The organism is Vibrio hibernica (genome assembly GCF_015223435.1).
In the GTDB taxonomy this organism is placed as follows: domain Bacteria; phylum Pseudomonadota; class Gammaproteobacteria; order Enterobacterales; family Vibrionaceae; genus Vibrio; species Vibrio hibernica.
In genome coordinates this window covers 22,852-47,325 of the sequence record NZ_VHKO01000010.1, presented here as the reverse complement: position 1 = coordinate 47,325, position 24,474 = coordinate 22,852, and the positions used below count along the sequence as shown (strand labels likewise).

Annotated in this window: 22 protein-coding genes, 1 other RNA gene and 1 pseudogene; 8 read left to right on the top strand and 16 right to left on the bottom strand. The window is 40.8% G+C overall.

All coding sequences use genetic code 11. The features are described from left to right. Positions 1 to 20: 20 nt before the first annotated feature. Complete coding sequence (locus tag FH976_RS06380) at positions 21 to 605, bottom strand: RseA family anti-sigma factor (protein WP_194090061.1); 585 nt, start codon at positions 603 to 605, stop codon at positions 21 to 23. Positions 606 to 636: 31 nt separating this feature from the next. Then, positions 637 to 1,215 (bottom strand): RNA polymerase sigma factor RpoE, encoded by a 579-nt coding sequence (gene rpoE / locus FH976_RS06375; RefSeq protein WP_194090060.1) that lies wholly within the window; start codon positions 1,213 to 1,215, stop codon positions 637 to 639. A gap of 437 nt (positions 1,216 to 1,652) precedes the next feature. Here rpoE and nadB point away from each other — a divergent pair, with 437 nt between their 5' ends. After that, entirely contained in the window at positions 1,653 to 3,287 is a 1,635-nt protein-coding gene (nadB, locus tag FH976_RS06370; RefSeq protein ID WP_194090059.1) for an L-aspartate oxidase, read from the top strand. A gap of 115 nt (positions 3,288 to 3,402) precedes the next feature. Here nadB and FH976_RS06365 read toward each other — a convergent pair whose 3' ends face one another. After that, a complete protein-coding gene (locus FH976_RS06365; RefSeq protein WP_194090058.1) occupies positions 3,403 to 3,741 on the bottom strand; it encodes a hypothetical protein in 339 nt (112 codons plus the stop codon). A gap of 52 nt (positions 3,742 to 3,793) precedes the next feature. Continuing rightward, positions 3,794 to 4,054, bottom strand: coding sequence for an FAD assembly factor SdhE (locus tag FH976_RS06360; protein WP_190330546.1), 261 nt, complete (start codon positions 4,052 to 4,054; stop codon positions 3,794 to 3,796). A gap of 173 nt (positions 4,055 to 4,227) precedes the next feature. On the opposite strand from FH976_RS06360, the gene ygfZ reads away from it, so the two are divergent. Further along, positions 4,228 to 5,196 carry a tRNA-modifying protein YgfZ gene (gene ygfZ / locus FH976_RS06355; protein WP_194090057.1) on the top strand — a complete coding sequence of 323 codons (969 nt, stop codon included), beginning with the start codon at positions 4,228 to 4,230 and terminating at the stop codon, positions 5,194 to 5,196. Positions 5,197 to 5,510: 314 nt separating this feature from the next. Here the strand turns inward: ygfZ and FH976_RS06350 are convergent, their stop codons facing one another. Genes FH976_RS06350 through FH976_RS06340 form a run of 3 tightly spaced genes read right to left on the bottom strand, consistent with a single transcriptional unit; the run spans position 5,511 to position 8,567 of the window. Next, positions 5,511 to 6,722, bottom strand: coding sequence for an FAD-dependent 2-octaprenylphenol hydroxylase (locus FH976_RS06350; protein ID WP_194090056.1), 1,212 nt, complete (start codon positions 6,720 to 6,722; stop codon positions 5,511 to 5,513). 1 nt (position 6,723) lies between these two features. Continuing rightward, positions 6,724 to 7,929 carry a 2-octaprenyl-6-methoxyphenyl hydroxylase gene (gene ubiH, locus FH976_RS06345; RefSeq protein WP_194090055.1) on the bottom strand — a complete coding sequence of 402 codons (1,206 nt, stop codon included), beginning with the start codon at positions 7,927 to 7,929 and terminating at the stop codon, positions 6,724 to 6,726. Positions 7,930 to 7,988: 59 nt separating this feature from the next. Then, on the bottom strand, positions 7,989 to 8,567 hold the full coding sequence (locus tag FH976_RS06340) for a YecA/YgfB family protein (protein ID WP_194090054.1): 579 nt from the start codon (positions 8,565 to 8,567) through the stop codon (positions 7,989 to 7,991). A gap of 272 nt (positions 8,568 to 8,839) precedes the next feature. Between FH976_RS06340 and FH976_RS06335 the strand changes: the two genes are divergently transcribed. From FH976_RS06335 to serA, 5 genes are all read left to right on the top strand, one after another. Next, a complete protein-coding gene (locus FH976_RS06335; protein WP_324187412.1) occupies positions 8,840 to 9,133 on the top strand; it encodes a cell division protein ZapA in 294 nt (97 codons plus the stop codon). Positions 9,134 to 9,192: 59 nt separating this feature from the next. After that, positions 9,193 to 9,378, top strand: a non-coding RNA gene (ssrS, locus tag FH976_RS06330) — 6S RNA. A gap of 19 nt (positions 9,379 to 9,397) precedes the next feature. Further along, a complete protein-coding gene (locus tag FH976_RS06325; RefSeq protein WP_194090053.1) occupies positions 9,398 to 10,009 on the top strand; it encodes a 5-formyltetrahydrofolate cyclo-ligase in 612 nt (203 codons plus the stop codon). 89 nt (positions 10,010 to 10,098) lie between these two features. Beyond that, positions 10,099 to 10,755 (top strand): ribose-5-phosphate isomerase RpiA, encoded by a 657-nt coding sequence (gene rpiA / locus FH976_RS06320; protein ID WP_194090052.1) that lies wholly within the window; start codon positions 10,099 to 10,101, stop codon positions 10,753 to 10,755. 242 nt (positions 10,756 to 10,997) lie between these two features. Beyond that, positions 10,998 to 12,227 (top strand): phosphoglycerate dehydrogenase, encoded by a 1,230-nt coding sequence (gene serA / locus FH976_RS06315; protein WP_194090051.1) that lies wholly within the window; start codon positions 10,998 to 11,000, stop codon positions 12,225 to 12,227. A gap of 107 nt (positions 12,228 to 12,334) precedes the next feature. Here serA and FH976_RS06310 read toward each other — a convergent pair whose 3' ends face one another. From FH976_RS06310 to tkt, 9 genes and pseudogenes are all read right to left on the bottom strand, one after another. Next, the gene (locus tag FH976_RS06310) at positions 12,335 to 13,036 is read right to left on the bottom strand and encodes an oxidative stress defense protein (RefSeq protein ID WP_194090050.1); all 702 of its coding nucleotides are present in this window, start codon (positions 13,034 to 13,036) and stop codon (positions 12,335 to 12,337) included. Between the two features lie 98 nt (positions 13,037 to 13,134). Continuing rightward, entirely contained in the window at positions 13,135 to 13,995 is an 861-nt protein-coding gene (gene mscS, locus FH976_RS06305; protein WP_194090049.1) for a small-conductance mechanosensitive channel MscS, read from the bottom strand. Positions 13,996 to 14,380: 385 nt separating this feature from the next. Then, positions 14,381 to 15,457 carry a class II fructose-bisphosphate aldolase gene (gene fbaA, locus FH976_RS06300; RefSeq protein WP_194090048.1) on the bottom strand — a complete coding sequence of 359 codons (1,077 nt, stop codon included), beginning with the start codon at positions 15,455 to 15,457 and terminating at the stop codon, positions 14,381 to 14,383. A gap of 228 nt (positions 15,458 to 15,685) precedes the next feature. After that, complete coding sequence (locus FH976_RS06295; protein ID WP_194090047.1) at positions 15,686 to 16,849, bottom strand: phosphoglycerate kinase; 1,164 nt, start codon at positions 16,847 to 16,849, stop codon at positions 15,686 to 15,688. Positions 16,850 to 17,100: 251 nt separating this feature from the next. Then, positions 17,101 to 18,156 (bottom strand): erythrose-4-phosphate dehydrogenase, encoded by a 1,056-nt coding sequence (gene epd, locus FH976_RS06290; RefSeq protein WP_194090046.1) that lies wholly within the window; start codon positions 18,154 to 18,156, stop codon positions 17,101 to 17,103. A gap of 187 nt (positions 18,157 to 18,343) precedes the next feature. Beyond that, a pseudogene (locus tag FH976_RS06285) lies at positions 18,344 to 18,454 on the bottom strand (transaldolase); the annotation flags it as partial. Positions 18,455 to 18,611: 157 nt separating this feature from the next. Continuing rightward, positions 18,612 to 20,348 carry a gamma-glutamyltransferase gene (ggt, locus tag FH976_RS06280; protein WP_194090045.1) on the bottom strand — a complete coding sequence of 579 codons (1,737 nt, stop codon included), beginning with the start codon at positions 20,346 to 20,348 and terminating at the stop codon, positions 18,612 to 18,614. A 59-nt stretch (positions 20,349 to 20,407) separates the two neighbouring features. After that, positions 20,408 to 20,593, bottom strand: a complete 186-nt coding sequence (locus FH976_RS06275; protein WP_194090044.1) for a hypothetical protein — start codon at positions 20,591 to 20,593, stop codon at positions 20,408 to 20,410. A 134-nt stretch (positions 20,594 to 20,727) separates the two neighbouring features. After that, entirely contained in the window at positions 20,728 to 22,722 is a 1,995-nt protein-coding gene (gene tkt, locus FH976_RS06270) for a transketolase (protein WP_194090043.1), read from the bottom strand. A gap of 519 nt (positions 22,723 to 23,241) precedes the next feature. Here tkt and metK point away from each other — a divergent pair. Next, positions 23,242 to 24,393 (top strand): methionine adenosyltransferase, encoded by a 1,152-nt coding sequence (gene metK, locus FH976_RS06265; protein ID WP_194090042.1) that lies wholly within the window; start codon positions 23,242 to 23,244, stop codon positions 24,391 to 24,393. Positions 24,394 to 24,474: the final 81 nt, after the last annotated feature.

Below are 24,474 nucleotides of genomic sequence, written 5' to 3'. Positions count from 1 at the left end.
ACCGCTCTAGCGTTAAACGATTATTCACTGGAGTGATTAAGGCGTAACTGCAATTCATAATCTTGCATCAGTGCATTAATACGTCGATGTTGTTCCATCTCTTTCGCTTCAGTCGATTGAGTACGAACAGATTCGCTCGTCAAACTTACAGGCTCAGCCGATCCAGAAAAAGGGATGGTTTGTAAAACGGGTAGCTGATCTGATTCGCTGACGGCGCCATTGCCACCTGAATATTGCTGCACACCTAAAACTACAACTAAAGAAACACAAGCGGCAATCCCTATTTGAGTCACATTGGACAACCACGCTGGCATTTTTGAACGCGCTTTTTGTGGGTTAGGTTGTGATTCCATTAGCGGTACAACTTGTGCAAGTTTCCCATTTTGTTTGGAATAAACAGGTTCAGCTTCAAGCGCCATGGCAACTTGAGATGCAATATCCCAACCTGAAGTATTTTGCGCGACGTCACCACGTAGCGTATCACCAATTAAATGGTAACGACTCCATGATTGTTGTGCATCAATATCGTTTTCAATATCGGTTATCAATGATTGATCTACGAGCTCTCCATCCATTAGAACTGAGATCTGTTGTTTATTGGTCATATTCATCACCATAAATTAATAAGACTATTAGCTAACGCTGAATTAGTGGCTTTATCTTCTTTTCCACTGCATCGCGAGCTCGGAATATCCGAGAACGAACCGTCCCTACAGGGCAATCCATCACCTCAGCAATTTCTTCATAACTTAAGCCATCTATTTCACGAAGAGTCATTGCCGTTTTTAAATCTTCAGGCAGCGCATCAATTGCATCAAAAACCACCTGCTTTAATTCTTCTGACAACGTTAAGTTCTCAGGGTTCGAAATTTCTTTTAATGCACTACCAGATTCGTAATATTCTGCATCCTCTGCATCGACATCACTGGCTGGTGGGCGACGTGATTGAGCCACAATATAGTTCTTCGCAGTGTTTACTGCGATACGATATAGCCAAGTATAAAAAGCACTCTCGCCACGAAACCCTGGAATTGCTCTGTACGCCTTAATAAAAGCTTCTTGAGCAACATCCGGCACATCGCCTGGGTTTTTGATATAACGAGAGATTAAGCTGCAAACCTTATTTTGGTATTTGATCACCAAAAGGTTAAATGCTTGCTTATCACCATTTTGGACTCGCTCAATTAAAACTTGATCTGTCAACTGCTCGCTCATTTCGAGCACCTACTCCTGTTGTTATGCTCTTATCTTCGCAGATATGAACTCTTATTCTTTATATTCGTAGTATTGACACCACACGAGCAATTAATATGACCGCGTATCAATAAAAAAGTTCCATAAATTAAAACTTTTCGCTTTTCAATTATAAAGTGTGATGTAATTATCATTTACTTAGGTCGTCAAATTAACCGTAATCATATGGTATGTGAGACGATGATTCGGATATATTACCCTTTTTAAATCAAGAGTGCTTGCTCATAATACCATTCGTCACTTATTGTGAGCTTAATTTACAACCAATTTCCCTTGATCCAATTTGTACGTTGCGATAAACCTACAACCTCAGATAGAAAGGCATATATGCACACGGTCATGTTAACCATGGTTGATAAAAAAACGCTAACCTTCGGCTTAGGGATTGAGACAAAAGTATGAACGCAAATAATACAGAACATGAATGTGATGTACTCGTCATTGGCAGTGGTGCTGCTGGCCTTTCATTAGCATTGCGCGTTGCCGCTCACGGAAAGGTCATTGTACTAAGCAAAGGTCCAAAATGTGAAGGCTCGACCTACTACGCTCAAGGAGGTATTGCCGCAGTTTTTGATGAAAATGACAGTATTGAATCGCATGTAGAAGACACATTAATCGCTGGCGCAGGTATTTGCGAAGAAGACACCGTTAATTTTATCGCTAAAAACTCTAAAGAATGTGTACAGTGGCTCATTGATGGTGGCGTGCCGTTTGACTTTGATGAGAATGATAAAAGTGATCATCCTAAGCACCACCTCACACGCGAAGGAGGCCACAGTCACCGTCGTATTCTCCATGCCGCTGATGCCACTGGTATGGCAATGCAAACATCACTACAAGATAATGTCGATCGTCATCCCAATATTCACTTTCTCGAACGTTACAATGCGCTTGATTTAATTACTGAAGATAAAATTGGTGGCGATCCTAAAAAAGTGGTCGGTGCATATATTTGGAACCGCAATCAAGAGCACGTTGAATCGGTCAGAGCTAAATTTATCATCCTTGCAACAGGTGGCGCGTCAAAAGTGTATCAATACACGTCAAATCCAGATGTTTCATCTGGTGATGGTATTGCAATTGCGTGGCGTGCAGGTTGTCGTGTTGCCAACTTAGAGTTTAATCAATTTCATCCAACCTGTTTATTTCACCCTGAAGCTAGAAACTTTCTATTAACAGAAGCACTTCGCGGTGAAGGTGCGTACTTAAAACGCCCTGACGGCACTCGCTTCATGCCTGATTTTGACGACCGTAGCGAACTTGCTCCACGTGATATCGTCGCCCGTGCCATTGATTTTGAAATGAAACGTTTAGGCGCCGATTGCATGTATTTAGATATCAGCCATAAGCCTGCTGATTTTATTGAAAAACACTTCCCTACTATTTACATGCGTCTAAAAGATCTAGGCATTGATATGACCAAAGAATCGATCCCGATTGTTCCGGCAGCGCATTACACTTGTGGTGGGGTTATAGTCAATCAGCAAGGGCAAACCGATCTAAAAAATCTTTATGCTATCGGTGAAGTAACATATACCGGTTTACATGGTGCAAATCGACTAGCTTCTAACTCATTACTAGAATGCGTTGTATATGCTTGGTCTGCCGCTAACGATATTATTGCTAATTTTGATAAAGCTACTCTAGTCGATTCTTTACCTTATTGGGATGAAAGCCAAGTATCGAACTCTGATGAAGAAGTTATTTTACAGCATAATTGGCATGAACTGCGCCTTTTTATGTGGGACTACATGGGGATTGTTCGGACGGATAAACGTTTAGAGCGAGCACTACGTCGAATTCAATTATTACAACAAGAAACCCATGAATACTACAGCCACTTCCGCGTTTCGAATAATTTATTGGAGCTACGTAACTTACTCCAAGTAGCTGAGCTCATGGTACGTTGTGCGATGGCAAGAAAAGAGAGTCGTGGCTTACATTACACTTTAGATTACCCTAATAAACTAGAGAATAGCGGACCGACCATCCTAGAGCCTGAAACCTTTAGAACCAGCAATCCATTATTTTAATCAAAAAACACGGCCAATAAGTTGAGCCGTGTTCATCTCCCCCCAAAAAAATAGTTAGTGCTATTTATTACTAAATGTACTGAACGATTCACTTAGCATCGCTCAACAAATAGCACTACATCTCTTTTTTCATTTCTAGCCGCGTTCTATCATCCTGATTAAGCAACACCAATAAACGACGATATTCTCCTTCATCAAACTGATAGCGCCACAGTCGAATCACCTGATCATTTAATCGAACTTGCACCAAAAAAATCATTAATTCAGTTTGAATCAAATTGACAGGATAGAATGTAGTCAAATAAGTACAATTCAGTTTATTGCCACCGAAATTTGGAAAGCACATTTTAAATGATAACTGTATTAATAATGGAGATAAAACCAAAGGAGAGAGAGAAACAGCGAGCCCCCAAGTCAGCAATAAAAATACACCTATCGCGATCATTGAAGCCATTGCTGTTTCTTTATAGTCAAAAACATGACACTTGTTGACGTAATTGTCGGGATTAACGCACTTTACTGAGATTATGGGCAACGATCTTATCCACTAACTTTGCATGCCCTAGATGTTCACTGCGTCCATGCCCCATGATCCAAGTAAATAAATCAGGATCATCACACTCAAGCAAAGACACAAATTCTTGCTGCTCTTGCTCACTTAGATCATCAAAACATTCTTCAAAAAAAGGCATAATAACAACATCAAGTTCTAACATACCTCGGCGGCAAGCCCATTTAATACGTGCTTTTTCTTCTGGTCTATACATATCAATCCTACCTATTACTTTAATCATTTGAGTCTACCAGTATGATGACGTCCTCACTAGTACCGCTATCACAGAGTCGTATATAAATTATAACTTTACGAACCAATAATGAGAAAAGCTGACAAATGAAATAGACAGGTTTACCATGTAACAAATATTATATTCAGGACGTTATGATGACTGGGACTTTTTCTACATTATCTTTATCTTCTACTCAAACATTACCCGACTTAGTTTTATGCCCACTATCCTCTTGGTCTGCTATCACAGTTGTCGGTGATGATAAAAAATCCTACCTTCAAGGCCAAGTAACTTGCGATGTCGTGGCATTGGAACCAACCAAAAGCACGTTAGGTGCACACTGCGATGCTAAAGGAAAGATGCTCAGTGTCTTTCGTTTATTCAATCATAACAGTGGCTACGCACTATTTCAGCATCGCTCAGCGATAGAGAAAGAACTGCAAGAAATTAAGAAATACGCCATTTTCTCTAAAATAGAAATGAGCCAAACTACTGATGTATGCATTGGGGTTTTAGGCCAGCAAGCAGACGATTTCATTGATACATTGAATAACCAACCACAAGATGTACGGGTTATATCCGGTGGTACTGCCATAAAAATAGAGCAAAATCACTGGTTACTGTTAGTTTCCGAAGAGCAATCGACAAACTATCTTAAACAAGGTTCACCGGCGATCATTTGCGATGAAAGTATTTGGGATTGCGCTGATATTTTATCCGGCCAGCCTCGAGTCCGGGAACAAGATCAATTAGAGCACATTCCACAAGCTATGAATTTACAAGCTTTAGATGGAATTTCATTTAAGAAAGGCTGCTATACAGGACAAGAAACGGTCGCAAGAGCCAAATATCGTGGCATTAATAAGCGAGCCATGTTCTTACTTGAAGGTGTATCACAAGAGGAACTCCCTGAAGAGTTAAGTATAGAAAGGCAAGTAGGTGAAAACTGGCGTGGCGCAGGTCAAATTCTTACTCATTATAAATATTCAGATGGCAAAATTATCACTCTTGCTGTGTTACCAAATAACCTAGAAGCTGAAACTCGATTCCGTTTGACCCACCAACCGAATACTGAGCTCACTTTTGGTCGTCTACCTTACTCCCTTGAGAGTGATGAATAGTCGACAAAAGTCACTTTATTGATGTAAATAACAACTTAATCAATATTTAAAAAGATGGTTACGTTCCACAAAATAAAATTACAATCCGAATTTTTATGCCTTGTTTATGAATAAAAATTTAACCCATTAATTTTAATGTATGCTTGTAAGACTTGTATCTCCTTTCGCTAACATTTTTACTTAGCTAGGTATAAGTTAAGTGGCTTTGATGGCATAATTTTCTAAACCACTTTATATAATACATCTGTGACTTTACCCGTGTACTCCAATACGGGCTTTTTTCTTAAATGATAATCCTTACATCTCCGAGTAAGTTAATTATTTAACTTAACGAGATCAGGCAGTTTTCCGGTGATCCCCAATGCTCGCTTCATCATCTCTTCTTTCATGCCCGGCATGTGACCAATAAATTGCATACCAAGTCCTCGTACTAATTTTTTAGCCGGATTTCCACCTGAAAATAAATCTTTGAAGCCTTGCATTGCCGCAATCATTTTTGCCGCTTCTGCTTTACGCCAGCGTTCATAATGACGTAAATTACGATACAGCCCAATATCTTCACCTTTCTGCCATAGTGATAGCACTTCTTCAGCGAGACTTGCTGCATCAAGAAAACCCAAGTTAACACCTTGACCAGCAAGAGGGTGAATGGTGTGGGCTGCATCACCAACTAACGCGACACGATTTTGCGCAAAATTACGGGCATAACGCATTTTCAAAGGAAAAGAGCTACGCATCCCCTCTACTTTGCACAATCCTAACCGCACATCGAATTCAGTAGTTAAAGCTTGATTGAAGGATACTTCAGAGCGTTCAACTAAAGCATCAGCTCGATTTGGATCGGTTGACCAAACCAATGAGCATAGATGTGGATCCGACAAAGGCAACAACGCAATTGGCCCCTGAGGAGTAAACACTTGGCGAGCAACACCTTGATGCGGCTCTGTCGTACGAATATTAGCGACAATGGCGCTGTGTCCATAATCCCAATGTGTTAAAGGAATATCTTGCTGTTTTCTCACCCAAGAATTCGCACCGTCCGCTCCAATGACTAATTTAGAGGTTAACGAGTCTCCCGAACCTAAAGTGATCCAAGCTTCACTTTCACCAACCACCATATTTGAACAGCGATTTGGCATAAACAGCGTTACATTAGATAATGTTTTCACACGCTCTAATAATGCTAATTGAATCACTCTGTTTTCAACGATATGGCCAATATTCGATTGAGACAAATCATCAGCATGAAATTCCAGACGAGCAAAACTATCTTTCTCCCACACTTCCATTGCCATGTATGGTGCTATTCGGCGAGACTCAACCCCCCCCCAAGCGTGTAAATTTTTTAAGAACAATTCACTAGCACGGCTTAATGCAGATACTCGAGTATCTGGTACATCATCAAGCTCTTGGTTAGGTTCAGAGCCTTCAATAACCGCAATTCGTAAGTTGCTATCAGCAAAAGAGGCTGCTAACGCAAGGCCCACCATGCCGCCACCAACGATAGTAATATCAAAACTTTGCATGTTATCGCTCCACTAATCCCATCGTTCGTTTAACGATAGGTTGTTTAATACAAGACAAATTACCTAATGCAACCAAAGCAAGATTACGACCAATCCTAAGACTCAACCAATCATTAGAGAAAATATTTACCAAACTCGATGTCAACGACATAGTTTGATTACGATCGGATTCACGACATCGACGATATTGAGAAAGTACAGAATAGGAACCAATATCGTTTCCTTCACGATGCGCTTGAGCTACCTTTTCAGCCAAGCTCATCACATCTCGAATCCCTAAATTAAACCCTTGCCCTGCAATTGGATGTAAGGTTTGTGCTGCATTACCAACCGCAGCAAAACGGTGCGAAATAACAGATTCACGATAGCGTAGCAATAAAGGATAGCTAGCACGTCGCCCCACTTTGATTATCGCACCTAAGCGCCAACCAAATTGCTTTTGCAGTTCTTGGGAGAATTCATCATCATTTAAAGATAAAACATGTTGCGCTTGTTCTGGAGGTAAACACCATACCACCGAGTTTCGGTCACCAGGCATAGGTAAAAAAGCTAATGGCCCGAATGAAGTAAATCGCTCAAAAGCCATCCCTTCAGACGAAACTTGAGTCGAAACATTCGCGATCACCGCATGCTGCTTAAAATCAATTTCTTTAAGCTTTATGCCAAGTAATTGACAGCTTTGAGACAAGGCACCATCGGCGGCAACCATCAAGTTAACTTGTAGGCGCTCGCCATTATTAAGTTCAATGGCAACGTTTTCTAACGATCGTTCAATACTCTTCACTTGAGTTGGACAAATATAATCAATCGCCGCACTTTTCATTGCCACATCATTTAAAATGGTTTGATAAATACGTCCAACCGATTCAAGCTCAACCACGTACCCCAGTGCATTAATACCTTGTGTGTCAGCATGAATCTCAGCTAAACCTAAATGGCCCTGGTCGGAAACTTGAATATCCGTGATTGGCGTCGCTATAGGTGCAAATTCACGCCATAGATCCAAGGCCTGTAAAATTTTAACGGTACCAAAAGACAAAGCGATCGAACGTGAGTCAAATCCTGGATGTAACTGATTTTCAAGATCGATAGCCTGTGCTTCAACGACTGCAATCTTAAGCTTACCATCACATAAACGATGTAAAGCTAAAGCTAATGTTGCCCCAGCCATACCGGCGCCAATAATCGCGATATCATATTGCTTCATAGACCTACCTTCAGACTGTGGCTATATAAAACTATTGCTATACAAGATTATGGATACGATTAATGCAGCGTTTTATTACCCAAAGCTTCATTATTCACCTTAGGTTTCGCCCCTAAATCAGCATGAATAGTAAGAACACAAACCTTAACGTGATCGAGAACTTGCTCAAGTAAAATGGCCTGCTCTTGTAAATCATCCTCTTCATCAATACCAAGCTTTGATATTTCCTCAAGATCCGCTAATGCTTCTTTGGTTTCACTCGATAACTTCGTCAAACTCGCACCAGATAAACCCAAACCCGAAATAAAGTGATTGACCCAATCAGAAGTTGCATCTGCATACGCTAATAAGTCATCGTCACTTGGAAGCAACAAGTTTAGTTCTAGATCAGTGCCGGTTAATTCCGCAACAGAAACCGTATAAATCAACTCTGCAATTTGTGTTGCTTTTGTCGGCCAGGCCAAACCATCATTGGTATAATCATGTAGCATTGTTTTCCAGCTTTGGTTATCTAATGGCAAACCACCGCATAGCATACCCGAAATCAAACCTTGTAATTCAGCAGGTGTAACGGCCAAAGATGCCGATGTGAGCTCAGTTTGAACTTGAGTGTATTCTGGAAGGGTAATTTGGCTCATGGAATATCTCGCTTGAATATAAAATGGTTATCTTAAAAATAATTAAAGTCAGTATACCAATTCTCTTCAGTGACCGAAAATCATAATCCGTCTTTAATTCAGTTACTTTATAATCGAATTAGTCAGCAAACAGCAAAATAATCACCTGATATGCTGAAACGCTTGAATAACAGCAAGGGTTTAGCCTATAGTTTGCCTTTCAATGAAATCAAGTACAGCAAGTTTATAACTCGCTTGATTGTTTTGTCACCAGTAATAAAGAGTACACAATAGTGGAAGTCGAAATATTAGGAAAACTCACTCGTGTCAACTGCCCTTCAGGACAAGAGGAAGCGTTGCAAGCTGCTGCTGATGAGTTGAATCAGCGCTTGAACAAGATGACCGAACGTACTAAGGTGAACAACATTGAACAGCTACTGATTATTGCCGCCCTCAATGCGTGTTACGAAGTGAATGATCTACAAAAAGAAGCCCAACGTAATACTCAATTGATTGAAAGATTAGAGAGTCTAACCAAAAGCTTAGATCTAGCATTACCAAGTAAGCAGCAACCAATCACTAAATAATCAGTTGATAAATTCGCATTACCTTAAAGCAATATTGATTTAAGGTTACATGCAAAAAATATACCCTGGTGTGTTTGTCAGAGGATTTAAGTCCCTGAGCCGATAAGCAACAAACCAGGATTGGTATTTGAGAACTACTGAGCAGGCTCGGCTCGTACCGAGAAGCCTACGGTTAACATTACTGATCCGCCTTGAACTCGCTGGTTCATAGGTCCATCGATTCTCAACGGCACATTGGGGTATTCTCTTTTTTAGAGGTCAATTATGAACGACTCTCTCTCCCGCGATAAAATTCGGACGTTAATACGTAAACGGCGACAAGCGCTCTCCCCCCAGGAGCAAACTCAAGCTGGATTAGATCTTCTTCATCAAATAAAAACGCTTCCCAACATTGCTCAAGCTAAGTCTATTGCTTTGTATTTATCCATCGATGGTGAAATCGATACCGCGCCAAGCATCCAGTGGTTATGGCAGCAAAATAAACAGGTTGTATTGCCGGTTATTCACCCCTTCTCTCCTGGCTACTTGCTTTTCCTTAGCTACTCACAAACAACACCGATGAACTTGAATCAATACGCCATTCCCGAACCAATACTCGATCAAACTCAAATCTGCCCATTATCCAACATAGATATTATTTTCACCCCATTGGTCGCGTTTGATGACTCAGGACAACGACTAGGAATGGGGGGTGGATACTATGATCGGACCTTAGAACAAGGCTTCGAAACCGGAGAAGGACCACAAGCGATCGGCTTAGCTCATAACTGTCAGAAAGTGAATACTCTGCCTACTCAGCACTGGGATATCCCCCTATCGATAATTGTGACCCCAAAACAAATTTGGCACTGGGAAAAAAATCTTAAATCGTTATAATCTTGCGCAAACGTTTATATACCCTTCGAACTTGAGTATATAGCCTCCCTATTTAATAAATTGTCGCTATTCATAGCTAGGAGCTTCGCATGACCCAAGATGAAATGAAAAAAGCCGCCGGTTGGGCCGCATTAGATTACGTTAAACCAGATAGCATTGTAGGTGTTGGCACAGGTTCTACTGTAAACCATTTCATTGATGCACTTGCGACAATGAAAGGCCAAATTGAAGGAGCTGTTTCAAGTTCTGTTGCTTCTACCGAAAGGCTAAAAGAGTTGGGCATTCATGTATTTGACTCAAATGAAGTCGATGGCCTAGACGTATATGTTGATGGTGCCGATGAGATCAACGCACAACGTGCAATGATCAAAGGCGGCGGCGCTGCGTTGACACGAGAAAAAATTGTTGCCGCTATGTCTAAAACCTTCGTTTGTATTGTAGATGGCACTAAAGCTGTAGATGTACTTGGTAAATTTCCACTACCAGTTGAAGTCATCCCAATGGCACGTTCTTACGTTGCTCGTGAATTAGTTAAACTAGGTGGCACACCAGAATACCGCCAAGGTGTTGTGACTGATAATGGCAATATCATTCTTGATGTGCATAACCTATCCATTGTTGATCCTAAGGGTTTAGAAACCGCTATCAACGGATTAGCTGGCGTAGTCACGGTTGGCCTTTTTGCTCACCGTGGCGCTGATGTCGTCATAACCGGCACAGCAGAAGGCGCAAAAATAGAAGACTAAGCAAGAGAGCGAAACACTTTTAGCCCCTAAATTTTTAACGGCATCCCATGATGTCGTTTTTTTATACTTTATTCGCTAATATTCTTACCCAAGTTCACATTTTTTTGATACTTTATTCAATACAGACGCACATGGATCACAAAAAAACCTTCATTCTTCAAAAGTTTATGCTTGAAATAAAAAACATGCTTGAAGTTAAAAAGTGCGCCCCCCTCTTTATTCATTATTAAGGACGACGTTAAATGAGCAAAATATCTCTCGATAAAGACAAAATTAAAATTCTTTTACTGGAAGGTTTACATCCATCATCAGTTGAAGTACTTCAAGCAGCAGGTTACACCAATATTGAATATCACAAAGGTTCTTTGCCTGAAAATGAACTATTAGAAGCGGTTAAAGATGTTCATTTTATTGGTATTCGTTCACGCTCAAATCTCACTCAAGAAGTATTTGATGCTGCAGATAAATTAGTTGCTGTCGGTTGTTTCTGTATTGGTACTAACCAAGTCAATTTAAATGCCGCGGCAAAACGTGGTATTCCTGTATTCAACGCACCATTCTCAAACACGCGTAGTGTTGCTGAACTGGTATTAGGGCAGTTATTACTCCTTCTACGTGGTATCCCTGAAAAGAATGCACTTGCTCACCGTGGCATTTGGAAAAAAAGCGCCGATGCCTCTTATGAAGCTCGTGGGAAGCGTTTAGGCATTATCGGCTACGGGCACATTGGTACTCAACTAAGTATTCTTGCTGAAAACCTAGGTATGCGTGTTTACTATTATGACATTGAGAACAAGCTTTCTTTAGGTAACGCAACGCAAGTACCAACCATGAGTGAATTGCTCAATAAATGTGATGTCATTTCTCTGCATGTACCAGAAACCGCCAGTACCAAAGATATGATGGGTGCGGATGAATTCGCTCAAATGAAACCAGGCGCAATTTTCATCAATGCAGCGCGTGGTACTGTTGTCGATATCCCTGCATTATGTGACGCTTTAGAATCTGGTCACTTGAGTGGAGCCGCAATAGATGTATTCCCAACTGAGCCAAAAACGAACAATGACCCATTTGAATCCCCATTACTCAAATTCGATAATGTGATTCTAACGCCTCACATTGGTGGTTCAACGCATGAAGCTCAAGAAAACATCGGAATTGAAGTCGCTGGAAAATTAGCTAAATACTCAGACAATGGTTCTACGCTATCTTGTGTTAACTTCCCTGAAGTATCACTGCCTGAACATGTTGGTGCCTCTCGTTTATTACATATTCACGAAAACCGACCTGGCATTCTGACTCAAATCAATACTATCTTTGCTGAGGCAGGGATCAACATTGCTGGTCAGTATTTACAAACCAACGCAGAAATGGGTTATGTGGTTATTGATGTTGAAGCTGAACGCTCAGAAGAGGCATTAGAAAAAGTGAAAGCAGTACCAGGGACTATCCGAGCTCGTATTCTTCACTAATATAACTTTACGTTATTTATAAAAACAGCGACCTTAATAGTCGCTGTTTTTTTCTAAATTAATAACTCGTTTTATCAATGAAAAGTGCTCATTAGTTTAGGCTACTTTTACTGCTTAATTTTATACACAACATCCACTTGATCTCTGATATCAATACTTTGATCTTGATAACCTTGATCCGCAACTCGGCTTTCCATCATCATAGATTTCGCCATCACAGGAATAGCAGAATCACCACGGTAATTAATTGAGTGAAGACCAAGCAACTCAGTATCAAAACCTTGTGCTAAATCCTGCGCTTTTGTCTTAGCATCTTTAATCGCAGCTTGTCTTGCTTGCTGCTTATACTTGGCTTCATTTTGAGTTTTCAATTCAATTCTATCGACTTGATTTATATCTGATTTTAAAGCTATATCCAGATATTGATTCAGTTTATCCAATTGATAGATAGACACCGTAATATGTCTAATGGCTTGATAACCTGTTAACTCTCGTTTTTTATCTTTTGGATATTGATACTGAGGAAGAACTTGTAGATTACCACTAAAGATATCCGCCCTTTTTATTCCTTGGCCTTCAAGAGTACTCAGAAACTGAGTAACCACTTTATCAACCGCTTGCTTAGCGGCTTTAGCTTGGCTTTGTTCTGCATGAATTGTCACGGTAAACTCAGCCATGTCAGGTTTAGCGATCACTTGACCAAATCCAGTGGTAGATAAAGTTCCATACGATATAGCATCATCAGCTAAACTGACGCCAGAAAAAGCACTTAAGCTCAGTAACAACACAATATGGCGATACATTTTCATATTTACCTCATTAAGCTTAAAAATAATAATAAATCAGTGTAATAACAAAAAGGCGCACTCGGCGCCTTTTAGTATTTAATCCCATTATAAAGAGGAAATTACGCTTCCACTTTATCCATATGCACACTCATTTGTGGGAATGGTATCTCAATGCCTTCTTTATCAAGCTCTTCTTTAATCGCTTGTAATAGTTCATAATAAACCCCCCAATAATCTGACGTTTTAACCCAAGGGCGAACCACAAAGTTTACCGAAGAGTCTGCTAATGCTAGAACACCAACGGTTGGGGCTGGCGTTTTAAGTAAACGTTCTTCAGCAGCCAGCACGCGGTTGATAACTTCTTTGGTATGCTTGAGATCAGCTTTATAAGAAACTCGAATCACATAATCAATACGACGAGTGGCATGACGAGAGTAGTTCACAATTGGACCACTAATAACGCCGCCATTAGGTACCACTATCATTTTATTATCTGGTGTTGTAAGCACCGTTTGGAAAATTTGAATCGATTCAACGCTGCCAGCCACACCAGCCATTTCGACATAATCACCCGCTTTAAACGGACGAAAAGCAACAATCAATACGCCCGCTGCAAAGTTTGCAAGTGAACCTTGTAGAGCCAAACCAATAGCCAAACCTGCAGCACCAATAACGGCAACAACAGAAGCAGTTTGAACACCGACACGGCCTAAAGCTGAAATCAAAACAATGACAAACAATACATAGCGGACAATTGAACTAATAAAATTTACAACCGCTGGATCCATTTTTTTCTTTGCTAGTACTTTAGAGACGCTATTAGCAATCTTCTTAACGATGATGTTACCAATAAAAATAATGACGATTGCTGAAATAATATTAACACCATATTGAACCAACAAATCAGAATTACTGGTTACCCAATCTGTTAATTTAGGCGCTATAGAGGATGCCACTTCAGTCACCTTACCTTCTTCCATTGTTATTTCCTTATTCGCGATTCAAAATTATTAGTTGTATTAATGAACTTGTATGCATAAACCAACACTACAAATTTCAAAGTAATCTGCTCTTTCGCCTATTGAGTTAAAGCTTATAGCGTAGAACTAAATCTATAGTATATCGAGTTTAATATTCAGGAAACTCTTTGTTATGTGTTTTATGATCTTTTCAATAATTAAGAGATAACCACAAAAATACCACCTTAATATATTGATCTCCTGAATAATAAAACCTAAAAAATTAACATTTAAACAAAAATTAAGGCCATGTTTTTTATACTCTTGAAAATAAATTTCACTTAAACATATAAAATCCCGCACTAGGCGGGATTTGTGTATTTATTAACTCATCATTTATGACAAATTATAGTACGTCTTTAGCATTAAGGTCTGAGAATGCTTTCTCAAGACGAGCAACCATAGACGCTTGACCAGCACGTAACCATACGCGTGGATCGTAGTATTTTTTGTTTGGCGCAGATTCGCCAGTTGGGTTACCGATTTGACCTTGTAGGAAATCACGGTTTTCAGCTTCGTATGCACGAACGCCATCCCAGTTAGCCCACTGTGTATCTGTATCGATGTTCATTTTGATAACACCGTAACCGATAGACTCTTGGATTTCTGCTTCAGAAGAACCAGAACCACCGTGGAATACGAAATTTAGAGAGTTAGTTGGTAGACCAAACTTCTCTGAAACATACGCTTGAGAATCACGTAGGATAGTTGGAGTAAGAACAACGTTACCCGCTTGATAAACACCGTGTACGTTACCGAAAGATGCAGCAATCGTGAAACGTGGGCTGATAGCGATTAGTTTTTCGTAAGCATAAGCAACATCTTCAGGTGAAGTGTAAAGCTCAGACTCATCCATACCAGAGTTATCAACGCCATCTTCTTCGCCACCAGTACAACCTAGTTCGATTTCGATAGTCATGTTCATTTTAGCCATGCGCTCAAGGTACTTAGCACAAGTTTCAACGTTCTCTTCTAGAGGCTCTTCAGAAAGATCAAGCATGTGTGAAGAGAATAATGGCTTACCAGTTTGTGCAAAGTATTCTTCACCCGCGTCTAGTAGTCCGTCGATCCAAGGAAGCAGTTTCTTAGCAGCGTGGTCTGTATGAAGAATAACTGGAACACCGTAAGTTTCAGCGATAGCGTGTACATATTTAGCACCAGCTACAGCACCAAGGATTTGTGCACCTTGGCCTTCAAGTTTAACGCCTTTACCAAGGAAGAAACCAGCACCGCCGTTAGAGAACTGAACGATGACAGGAGCTTTAACTTTCGCTGCTGCTTCTAATACTGCGTTTACAGAATCAGTATTGACAACGTTTACCGCAGGAAGCGCAAACTTGTTTTCTTTCGCAATAGCGAAAACTTTCTGTACGTCATCACCAGAGATAACACCAGGTTTTACAAAATCGAAGATCTTAGACATGGGTTTAGTCCTATTTTGCTGTCGTTCAAATTACAGCTGTTTAAATTGCAGCTGTTTAAATTTTTCATTCAATTAAGAATAAAATAGTTATTTAGTAAACGTTTGCTTGATTAACATGGCGCATTATAGCAATAAAAATCTTGAATTCACATAGCGTGATCAATACGACAAAATAAAAATAACAAACGTAAAAAAGGCGAAAGTTTATCCCTCGCCTTTCTTAATACATTATGCTTTAGCGCGCTCTTCAAGCATGGCTACTGCTGGTAATACCTTACCTTCAACAAACTCAAGGAAAGCACCGCCACCGGTTGAGATGTAAGATACATCCGCTTTGATACCGAACTTATCGATAGCCGCTAATGTGTCGCCGCCGCCTGCGACAGAGAAACCTGAAGATTCTGCGATTGCTTTAGAAATACCTGCAGTACCCGCTTCGAAGTTTTTGAATTCAAACACGCCAACTGGGCCATTCCAAAGAATAGTTTTTGCGCCCATGATAATATCAGCAAGTACTTTCGTTGAATCGGGGCCAAGATCGAAGATCATGTCGTCATCTTGCACATCAGCAACATTTTTGATTACTGCTTCTGCGTTTTCATCAAATGCTTTTGCACAAGCAACATCCGTTGCGACTGGAATTGCACAATCTTTCATTAATTTCTTAGCTGTTTCGACTAAATCGGCTTCATATAGAGATTTACCAACATTGTGGCCTTCTGCTGCAATGAAAGTATTCGCGATACCACCGCCAACCACTAACTGATCAGCAATTTTAGAAAGTGATTCTAAAACGGTCAGTTTAGTTGAAACTTTAGAACCACCAACGATAGCCACAAGTGGACGCGCTGGGTTATCCATTGCTTTACCAAGTGCTTCAAGCTCTGCAGCAAGAAGTGGGCCAGCACAAGCAATTGGCGCGTTCATGCCAACACCATGAGTTGATGCTTGAGCACGGTGAGCCGTACCAAATGCATCCATCACGAAGATGTCACATAATGCTGCGTATTTTTTAGATAATTCTTCTTCGTTTTTCTTCTCGCCTTTATTAAAGCGAACGTTTTCAAGAACCACTAATTCACCAGCATTAAGCTCTAAACCGTTTAAGTAATCTTTTGCTAATTTAACATCGCAATCTAGTGCGTCGTTTAAGTAATTAACAACAGGTGCTAGAGAGAACTCTTCGTTGTATTCGCCTTCAGTTGGACGACCAAGGTGAGAAGTAACCATCACTTTAGCACCTGCTTCCAAGCAAGTTTTAATTGTTGGGAGTGATGCAAGAATACGAGCATCAGAAGTTACTTTACCGTCTTTTACTGGCACGTTTAGGTCAGCACGAATAAATACACGTTTACCTGCAAGATCCAGGTCAGTCATCTTGATTACAGACATGTTTGTCCTCTCAATGTTAGTGAAGTTTAAATTATAAATCGTTAAATTTTAAACGCTCGATTATTTAACCAAACATTAGAATATTAAATTTGCGACCGGAGCAACTCAACGGCGGCAATGGGTGTTTTTTTCATACCCTTTATTTAAGGAGAATAGATCTAAATCTACTTCTATATTGGGGGTTAACTTTTATTATTTCAAGGGTAAAAATAATAAATAGACTAAAATAACAGCGCAAAGTGAATTCTCATTTATTGAGTATTATCTTGGCAAAATGCGCCCATCACCAAGCTAGTATCAAGCATACGATTAGCAAAGCCCCATTCGTTATCGCACCAAACTAACATTTTTACCAATCGATGATTACTCACTCGAGTTTGAGACCCATCTACAATGGCGCTATGCGGATCGTGATTAAAATCAATCGATACTAAAGGTGCTTCGGTATAGCCCAATATGCCATCCAATGTACAACGAGACGCTTCTACAATAGATTGATTTACGTCATCAACTTTCACGTTTTTGTGAACTGTGACACTTAGATCCATCGCAGAAACATTAATTGTAGGAACTCGTACCGAAATTGCCTCAAATTTATCCACAAATTTGGGGTAAATTCTGGCTATCCCTAAATGCAATTTAGTATCAACAGGAATGATAGATTGGCTTGCTGCGCGCGAACGGCGCAAATCTGGATGATATGCATCAATAACTTGTTGATCATTCATTGATGAGTGAATGGTGGTAATAGTGCCAGACTCAATACCAAATGCATCATCAAGGGCTTTAATTACTGGAATAATACAGTTCGTAGTACAAGAACCATTGGATACCACATTATGCTCAGCCAATAAGCTTTCATGGTTCACGCCATAAATAATAGTGTTATCGACATCGTTACCACCGGGATGAGAAAATAACACTTTCTTAGCACCAGCTTGAATATGCAGTTGACCATCGGCTTGTGTGCCAAATTTCCCCGTACAATCTAAAACGATATCAACATTTAGATCTTTCCACGGTAATAACTTAGCATCTTCAAGGTGTAAGAGACGAATAGAGTCAAAAGAAGGCGTATCCGATGATGAAGCTGAGTGGTGAATAAAGAGGTGCTCTTGATCGTGAGAGACTTTTTTAAAAAAACGACCATGACTTGAATCGTATTGCAGCAGATGAGCCATGCCTTCAGGTTCGGAGAGTTCATTAATTGCAACAATTTGAATTTCTTGGTTTTTACCGCTTTCATATAAAGCACGTAAAACACTTCGTCCAATTCGTCCAAATCCATTAATGGCAATTCTCAGCATACTCATTCCATCGCATCTACTTTAAAGAGGCGGTGATTTTACCTTATCCCTCACTAAAGCGCATCTATAGAGTGATCAAACTCACTGTTTTATATCTGATATCATTAACTATAAATAAAAAATGAAGAAAGGAGAGTCAATTAAGCATCAACTCTCCTTTATCTTCTGTAGTTTGTTCTATTACAAATTACAATTTTGCTTCTATCATCGACTCAAGTTTACCTTGGTCAATGACAAAATTTCGAATGCCCTCTGCCAATTTTTTAACCCCCACAGGATCTTGATTGTAAGAGATGAGTTATCTCAAGCTTTAAAAGGTATGCATGCGGGGGATGATTGCAGTTGGTAACCCTGGCAAGCCAATTAAGACTGCCGAGTAAACCATTAAAACACATGCAAAATATAACAACGGTCAGCCTATATTACGCTGACCGTTTCGTTTTTATGATGATAAATTAATACCCAATCGTTAACGCACTTGGTGTTCTCGGGTCAGATGCCCCAAAGAATCCTTGATCGGTATGCATAATAGATTGAGTGCTGCCCATGGCTTCTTTTTCTACTACATTTTGTCCTTTAGCTTTTAATAGTTTGATGGTGTCTTGGTTTAAACCTTTCTCAATACGCAGTTCATCAGGTAGCCATTGGTGGTGGATACGAACCGCATTAGTAGCTTCAGCAATATTCATTTTGTGGTCAATCACATTCATAATGATTTGAAGCGTGGTAGTGATAATACGGCTTCCTCCAGGGCTTCCCGTTGCCATAATTGGCTTACCATCTTTAAATACTAAGGTTGGGCTCATAGAAGATAGTGGGCGTTTTCTGCCTTCAACCGCATTCGCATCACCGCCGATTAAACCATAACCATTGGGTACGCCGGGTTTGGCTGAAAAATCATCCATTTCGTTATTAAGTAAAATACCTGTGCCATTAGCGACCATCCCAGTTCCGTAAGAAAAGTTCAAAGTGTAGGTGTTTGAAATAACGTTACCCATTTTGTCCATCACAGAAAAGTGAGTGGTTTGATCGCTTTCATACGGCATCGGTTGGCCATGTTTGATTTCACTGGCTGGGCGCGCTTTATCCTGAGAGATTTGTTCATAAAGTGAGTGGGCGTAATCTTTACTCGTTAAGCCTTTCATCGGAACTTTAACAAAGTCCGGATCACCTAAATATTCAGCGCGATCGGCATAAGCCAGTTTCATCGCTTCGGCCATCACATGAATGGTTTCAGCGGTGTTGTGTCCCATTTTTCCAATACGGTAGTTTTCTAAAATATTGAGGATTTCGATGATATGAATGCCACCTGACGACGGCGGTGGCATGGAGGCAATGCTGTAACCGCGATAATTCCCCATCACAGGTTCACGTACTATTGCTTTATAATTGGCAAGATCCTCGATAGTCATTAAACCACCAGCAGCGGTCACTGAATCAGCAATGGCTTTTGCGGTTGGGCCTTTATAAAAACCATCCATACCTTTTTCTGCAATCAGTTTAAGTGAGTTAGCTAGATCTTTTTGGATAAAAATATCACCGATTTGGTAATCCGTTTTACCGCCATCTTTAAAGAAAATAGGTTTACTGCTATCCCATTTTAGCAAACGGTCTTTCGCGCTTAGCAAAGAGGTATAAAGATCCGGCGTGACGATAATGCCTTTTTCTGCCATTTCAATTGCTGGTGCCATCACGGTTTTAAGATCCATAGATCCGTAATTTTCTAACGCTGTAATTAAACCTGCAACGGTACCCGGAACGCCGACCGCAAGCCCATGAAAACGAGAAAGTTCTTCAACTGCATTTCCGTCTTTATCTAAATACATATCTTTGTAGGCTTTGGATGGAGCCATTTCACGATAATCTAAAGCAAAGGTACGCTTCTTTTTTGCATCATAAATCATCATAAAACCGCCACCACCAACATTACCTGCACGAGGTAAAGTGACCGCTAAAGCAAAACCAACGGCTACGCCAGCATCAACCGCATTACCACCAGATTTAAGAATCTTTACGCCAATTTTAGACGCCAATTCTTCTTGGCTGGCGACCATGCCGTGTTCTGCCCAAACAGGATGATAAATACTGTCACTCGAATAAATAGCAGGGGTTTGTGCTGAGACATAAAAAGGGGTGAGAAAACAGGTAATAGAAAGTAAAACATTGGATTTAAACAACGTACGTTTTGTCATGTGCTACCTCTGATTGAAGTGCTAAAAGCTAAAATAGGCTTTAGAAGAATGATTGGGGATCACGCCACTAAAGCCAAATGAGCAATACAAAATAAGTAACCTAGCCAATCAAAAGTAAACATAAAGTGTGATGGCCGAACTTGTGCTTGCTCAGTGTTAATGAACTCTCGCCAAATTGATTTTTTAGTATGGTAGATAAATCGTGATTTAGGTAGGCTGAGCGTAAACAATGCAGATTTTGTCACTTAGACGCATTCTATTTATTTAAGTCCACTCTGTTGTTTAAGACGGAACAGTTATTTAGGACGGAACAACAGGCACAAAAAAGCCAGTATCCGAAGACACTGGCTTTATCTATTCGATTAAATTACATCAACAATTAAGCGATTAATTCTTTCGCAGTCTCAAGTACGTTTTCAACGGTAAAGCCAAACATTTTAAATAGCTCGCCTGCTGGTGCAGATTCGCCAAATGTAGTCATACCGATGATGCGACCGTCTAGGCCAACATATTTGAACCAGTAATCAGCAATACCTGCTTCAACGGCAATACGTGCTGTTACATCAGATGGTAATACTGCTTCGCGATATGCCGCATCTTGCTTATCAAAGGCATCAGTCGATGGCATAGAAACAACGCGTACTTTCGTCCCTTCAGCTGTCAGTGTTTCTGCAGCTTCTACTACTAGCTCAACTTCAGAACCCGTTGCAATTAAGATAAGTTCAGGCTTACCAGCGCAATCTTTCAGGATATAAGCACCTTTTGCGATGTTCGCAACTTGCTCAGCGGTACGTTCTTGTTGTGCTAGATTTTGACGCGAGAAGATAAGCGCAGATGGCGCATCTTTACGTTCAATCGCTAGTTTCCAAGCCACTGCTGATTCAACTTGGTCACATGGACGCCATGTGCTCATGTTTGGTGTCATGCGTAGAGAAGCAATTTGCTCAACCGGTTGGTGAGTTGGACCATCTTCGCCAAGACCAATTGAGTCATGCGTATACACTTGGATGTTTTGAATTTTCATCAACGCAGCCATACGCATTGCGTTACGAGCGTATTCCATAAACATCAGGAAGGTCGCGCCGTAAGGAATAAAACCGCCATGTAGCGCGATACCATTGATGATCGCTGTCATTGCAAACTCACGTACACCGTAGTGAATGTAGTTGCCAGAAGCATCATCAGCCGTTAGCGCTTTAGAACCAGACCACATAGTCAAGTTAGAAGGCGCAAGGTCAGCTGAGCCGCCCATGAATTCAGGTAGCATTTGACCAAACGCTTCTAGTGCGTTTTGTGAGGCTTTACGTGAAGCGATGTTCGCAGGGTTTGCTTGAAGATCGGCAATGATTGCATTTGCTTTTTCTTCCCAGTTAGCTGGTAAATCACCCGCAGTACGACGTTTAAATTCAGCGGCAAGTTCAGGATAAGCCGTTGCGTATGCTGCAAACTTCTCATTCCATGCTGCTTCTTTTGCTGCGCCTGCTTCTTTTGCATCCCACTGAGCATAAATGTCAGAAGGGATTTCGAAAGGACCGTGTGCCCAACCAAGTTGCGCTTTAGTTGCAACAATTTCATCAGCGCCAAGTGGTGCGCCGTGACAATCGTGTGTGCCAGCTTTATTTGGAGAACCAAAACCAATGACGGTTTTAGTACAAATTAGCGTTGGACGAGGGTCTGCTTTTGCTGCTTGAATTGCTGCTTCAATCGCATCTGAATCATGGCCATCAACACCAGGAATAACATGCCAGCCATAAGCTTCAAAACGCTTAGGAGTATCATCTGCAAACCAACCTTCAACATGACCATCGATAGAAATACCGTTGTCATCCCAAAATGCAACCAACTTACCTAAACCTAGAACACCAGCAAGAGAACAGGCTTCGTGTGAGATGCCTTCCATCATACAACCGTCGCCAAGGAAGGTGTATGTGAAGTGATCAACGATGTCGTGACCTTCTTTATTAAACTGCGCTGCAAGCGATTTTTCAGCCAACGCCATACCAACCGCGTTAGTGATACCTTGACCTAAAGGACCCGTTGTTGTTTCAATGCCAGGTGCATAACCGTACTCTGGATGACCAGGCGTTTTTGAATGCAGTTGACGGAAGTTTTTCAGTTCTGAAATTGGTAGCTCATAACCTGAAAGATGAAGTAAAGAGTAAATTAGCATTGAACCGTGGCCATTCGAAAGAATGAAACGGTCACGATCAGCCCACTCAGGGTTTTGTGGGTTATGGTTTAAATGTGAACGCCAAAGAACTTCAGCGATATCGGCCATCCCCATTGGGGCGCCTGGGTGACCTGAATTAGCCTGTTGAACACCGTCCATGCTTAAAGCACGGATTGCATTTGCTAGATCTTTACGAGACGTCATGTCTGCTCCTGGGTTTGCATAAGCGAATTAAAGGTTTTTAGGTTGGCAAAGTGAGGTAAATATTCACCCCACTCAGAATGCTGGTCGGTATTGTCGCAAAGCACCCGGGTTACTGCAAATGTTAACCGCCGTATATTTGTTATTTTTCCTCTCTTTTCCTCGCTTTTTTATATTTATCACATAATTGGATGCATGAGCCTTTCAGAGCGTGAACGCAATCGAATGCGTCAATAGTGAATATAGCCATATTTATGTGCATTTCCGCTTCTCAAAATATGAGGTCAGAAGTCAGTACCTATCGATATTTTATTAAAAAAGCTTGTAATTCGGACAATCAAAACTAGAATAGACGTCTAGATGTAGAAACACCTACAATTTTAACGTTTATTTAAGAAGACGCGAGCCCTTGTCATTAACCTCTCTCGTAAGTTAATGCCCACCATGGACGCGTCTTTTCTAACTCAATCACTTTTATCATCAAATGATGAACTAGTGTGATTCAAAGTGGAGCATTCACACATGGCTAAGCATTTATTTACTTCAGAATCCGTCTCTGAAGGTCATCCAGACAAAATTGCCGATCAAATTTCAGATGCGGTTTTGGATGCGATTTTAGAACAAGATCCAAAAGCACGTGTGGCGTGTGAAACCTACGTTAAAACCGGCATGGTAATGGTTGGTGGTGAAGTCACTACTTCTGCATGGGTTGATATTGAAGAAATCACGCGTGAAACCGTACGTGAAATTGGTTATGTCCATTCAGATATGGGTTTTGACGCTAACTCTTGCGCCGTATTAAACACCATTGGCAAACAATCTCCAGACATCAACCAAGGTGTTGATAAAGCCGCCCCTAAAGATCAAGGCGCTGGTGACCAAGGCATCATGTTTGGTTATGCGTGTAACGAAACGCCAGTTCTAATGCCTGCGCCAATTACTTACTCTCACCTACTTGTGAAAAAACAAGCAGAAGTACGTAAAAGTGGCAAACTTGATTTCTTGCGCCCAGATGCAAAATCTCAAGTAACTTTCCAATACGACCAAGGCAAGATTGTCGGTATTGATGCAGTGGTTCTTTCTACTCAGCACAGCGATTCAATTTCAACCGCCGATCTACGTGAAGCGGTCATGGAAGAAATCATCAAGCCAGTTCTTCCTGCAGAATGGTTAAGTAAAGACACCAAGTACTTTATTAATCCAACCGGCCGCTTTGTTATCGGTGGACCAATGGGTGACTGTGGTTTAACCGGTCGTAAAATTATCGTCGACACTTACGGCGGCGCAGCTCGTCACGGTGGCGGTGCGTTCTCTGGTAAGGATCCATCAAAAGTCGATCGCTCTGCGGCATACGCTGCACGTTATGTTGCAAAAAATATCGTTGCAGCTGGTCTTGCTGACCGTTGTGAGATTCAACTGTCTTATGCTATCGGCGTGGCAGAACCAACCTCTATCATGGTAGAGACATTTGGCACAGAGAAAGTACCAGCAGAAATTATTGTTGAAGCAGTACGTCAACATTTCGACCTACGCCCATACGGCCTACAAGAAATGTTAAACTTGCTACAACCTATCTATAAGAAAACAGCAGCGTATGGACACTTTGGTCGTGAAGAATTCCCTTGGGAAGCAACAGACAAAGCAGAAGCACTACGTGCATTCGCAAGCCTGTAAAGTCTCTTAATAGATAAAACGTAACTTAATTAAGTCCTTGCCATTTTGGTGAGGATTTTTTGTTAGAGCCCTGTTTAAAAT